Source organism: Actinophytocola xanthii (genome assembly GCF_001921205.1).
Lineage (GTDB): Bacteria > Actinomycetota > Actinomycetes > Mycobacteriales > Pseudonocardiaceae > Actinophytocola > Actinophytocola xanthii.
On record NZ_MSIE01000122.1, the window covers coordinates 1 to 2,516 of the forward strand.

Genomic DNA, 2,516 nt, shown 5'->3' on the forward strand with positions numbered 1-2,516 from the left:
GACGTCGGCCATGCCCTCGACGAGCCCGGGTGCTGCCCGACCCTCGGCGAGGGCGGTGAGGCCGTCGGCGCGGCTGTCGCCGAGCAGGACGGCGCGGTGGTCGTGCAGGGCACGGGTGGCGAGCAGCGAGTGGGCCACGTCCGCCGGGTCGAGTTCCAGGCAGGAGCGCAGGTCGCGGGCAGCGGCGCGCAGCGCGGGGGTGCCGCGGGCGGACATCACCCAGGGCAGCGACGTCTGCCGGACGGACTCGGCGGGAGGCGGCTCCTCGGCCGGTGCCTCCTCGAGCACCAGGTGGGCGTTGGTGCCGCTGATCCCGAACGAGGACACCGCGCAGCGGCGGGGTGTGGGGCCGGTCGGCCAGTCGACCGGCGAGCCGAGCGGGACGACCGCGGCCTCGCTCCAGTCGACGTGGGTGGACGGCGGGTCGACGTGCAGCGTGGGTGGGAGCTGCTCGTTGCGCAGCGCCATCACCATCTTGATCACGCTGGCCACGCCGGCCGCGGACTGGCTGTGTCCGATGTTGGACTTGACCGAGCCGAGCCACAGCGGCCGGTCCCGGTCCGCGCCGTAGGTGGCCTGCAGCGCCCGGGCCTCGATGGGGTCGCCGAGCGCGGTGCCGGTGCCGTGCGCCTCCACCGCGTCCACGTCGGCCGGGGTCAGGTGGGCGTTGGCGAGCGCCTGGCGGATCACTCGCTGCTGGGACAGGCCATTGGGGGCGGTGAGGCCGTTGGAGGCGCCGTCGGAGTTGATGGCCGAGCCGCGGACGACGGCCAGCACGGGGTGCCCGTTGCGCCGTGCGTCGGAGAGCCGTTCCAGGACGACCACGCCGACGCCCTCGGCGAGCGCCATGCCGTCCGCGGCGTCACCGAACGCCTTGGACCGGCCGTCGGGCGCGAGCGCGCGCTGTCGGCTGAACGCGATGAAAGGACCGGGGGTGGTCATCACGGTGACGCCGCCGGCGAGGGCGAGCGAGGTCTCCCCGCCCCGCAGCGACTGGGCGGCCAGGTGCAGCGCGACCAGCGACGAGGAGCAGGCGGTGTCGACGGTGACCGCGGGGCCCTCCAGGCCGAACACGTAGGCCAGGCGCCCGGACAGCACGCTGGGGATGGTGCCGGTGACGACGTGGCCCTCGGTGTCGTCGCCGGCGCCGTACTCGGTGGCGCTGGCGCCGACGAAGGTGCCGGTGCGGCTGCCGCGCAGCACGGCCGGGTCGATGCCGGCCCGCTCGAACGCCTCCCAGGCGGTCTCGAGCAGCAGCCGCTGCTGCGGGTCCATGGCCAGCGCCTCGCGCGGTGAGATACCGAAGAAGCCCGGGTCGAACCGGTCGGCGTCGTGCAGGAACCCGCCCTGGGTGGTGTAGGTCGTGCCGGCCCGGTCCGGGTCGGCGTCCACCGGCACGCGGCCGTCCCAGCCCCGGCCGGTGGGGAACTCGCTGATCGCGTCGACACCGTCGGCGACCAGTCGCCACAGCTGCTCCGGGGAGCTCACCTCGCCGGGGAACCGGCAGCTCATGCCGACGATCACGACGGGGTCGGTGGAGACAGCGGTCGCCGCGGTCGGGGCCGTGTCGCCGGACCCGGTGCCGAGCAGTTCCCCGAGCAGGTACCGGGCGAGCCGCACCGGGTCGGGGTGGTCGAACACCATCGTCGTCGGCAGCGACCGGCCGGTGCGTTCGACGAGCCGGCGGCGCAGCTCGACCGCGGTCAGCGAATCGAACCCGAGGTCACGGAACGCGCGCCGTTGCTGCAGCTGGTCGGGGCGGTCGTGGCCGAGCACGGCGGCCGCCTCGGCCCGCACGATGCCGACCAGCAGCCGCAGCCGCTCGGGTTCGGCCATCCCGGCGAGCCGGGTCGCCAGCTCCCCGGACACCTCGAGGTCGGCGGCGGGCAGGCGCACCTCGGGCAGGTCGGCGAGCAGCGGGCTGGGCCGGGCGGCGGTGAAGATCGGGACGTAGCGGGCCCAGTCGACGTCGAGGACGGTGACCGTCGCCTCGCCGCTGGTCACCGCGCGGCCCAGCTCGGCGAGGGCCACCGCGGCGGGCAACGCGGCCAGCCCGCGCCGGGCGAGCTGCTGGGACTCCTCGGCGCCGCCGGCCATGCCGGTGCCGGCCCAGGGACCCCAGGCGACCGAGGTGGCGGCGTGGCCGAGCGCGCGCCGGTGCTCGGCGAGCGCGTCGAGGTAGGCGTTGGCCGCGGCATAGCCGGCCTGCGCGCCGCTGCCGAGCACCCCGGCGATCGAGGAGAACAGCACGAACAGGTCGAGCTCGCGGTCGCCGAGCAGGTCGTGCAGCGCGGCGGCGCCACCGGCCTTGGCGGCGAGTGCCGCGGCGAGGTCGGCCGGGCCGGTCTCGGCGAGCGGTCGCACCTCGGCGACACCCGCCGCGTGCACGACGCCGCGCAGGTCCGGCTCCCGCTCGAGCACCGCGGCCAGCGCGGCGCGGTCGGCGACGTCGCAGGCGAGGATCTCCACCTCGGTGCCCAGCTCGGTCAGCTCGGCGGCCAGCTCGGCCGCGCCAG

The 2,516-nt window shown here is 76.2% G+C and carries 1 protein-coding gene; it reads right to left on the reverse strand.

All coding sequences use genetic code 11. The features are described from left to right. Window positions 1–2,516: type I polyketide synthase (locus BU204_RS36395; protein WP_143230016.1), on the reverse strand; the 2,516-nt coding region annotated here is incomplete at both ends.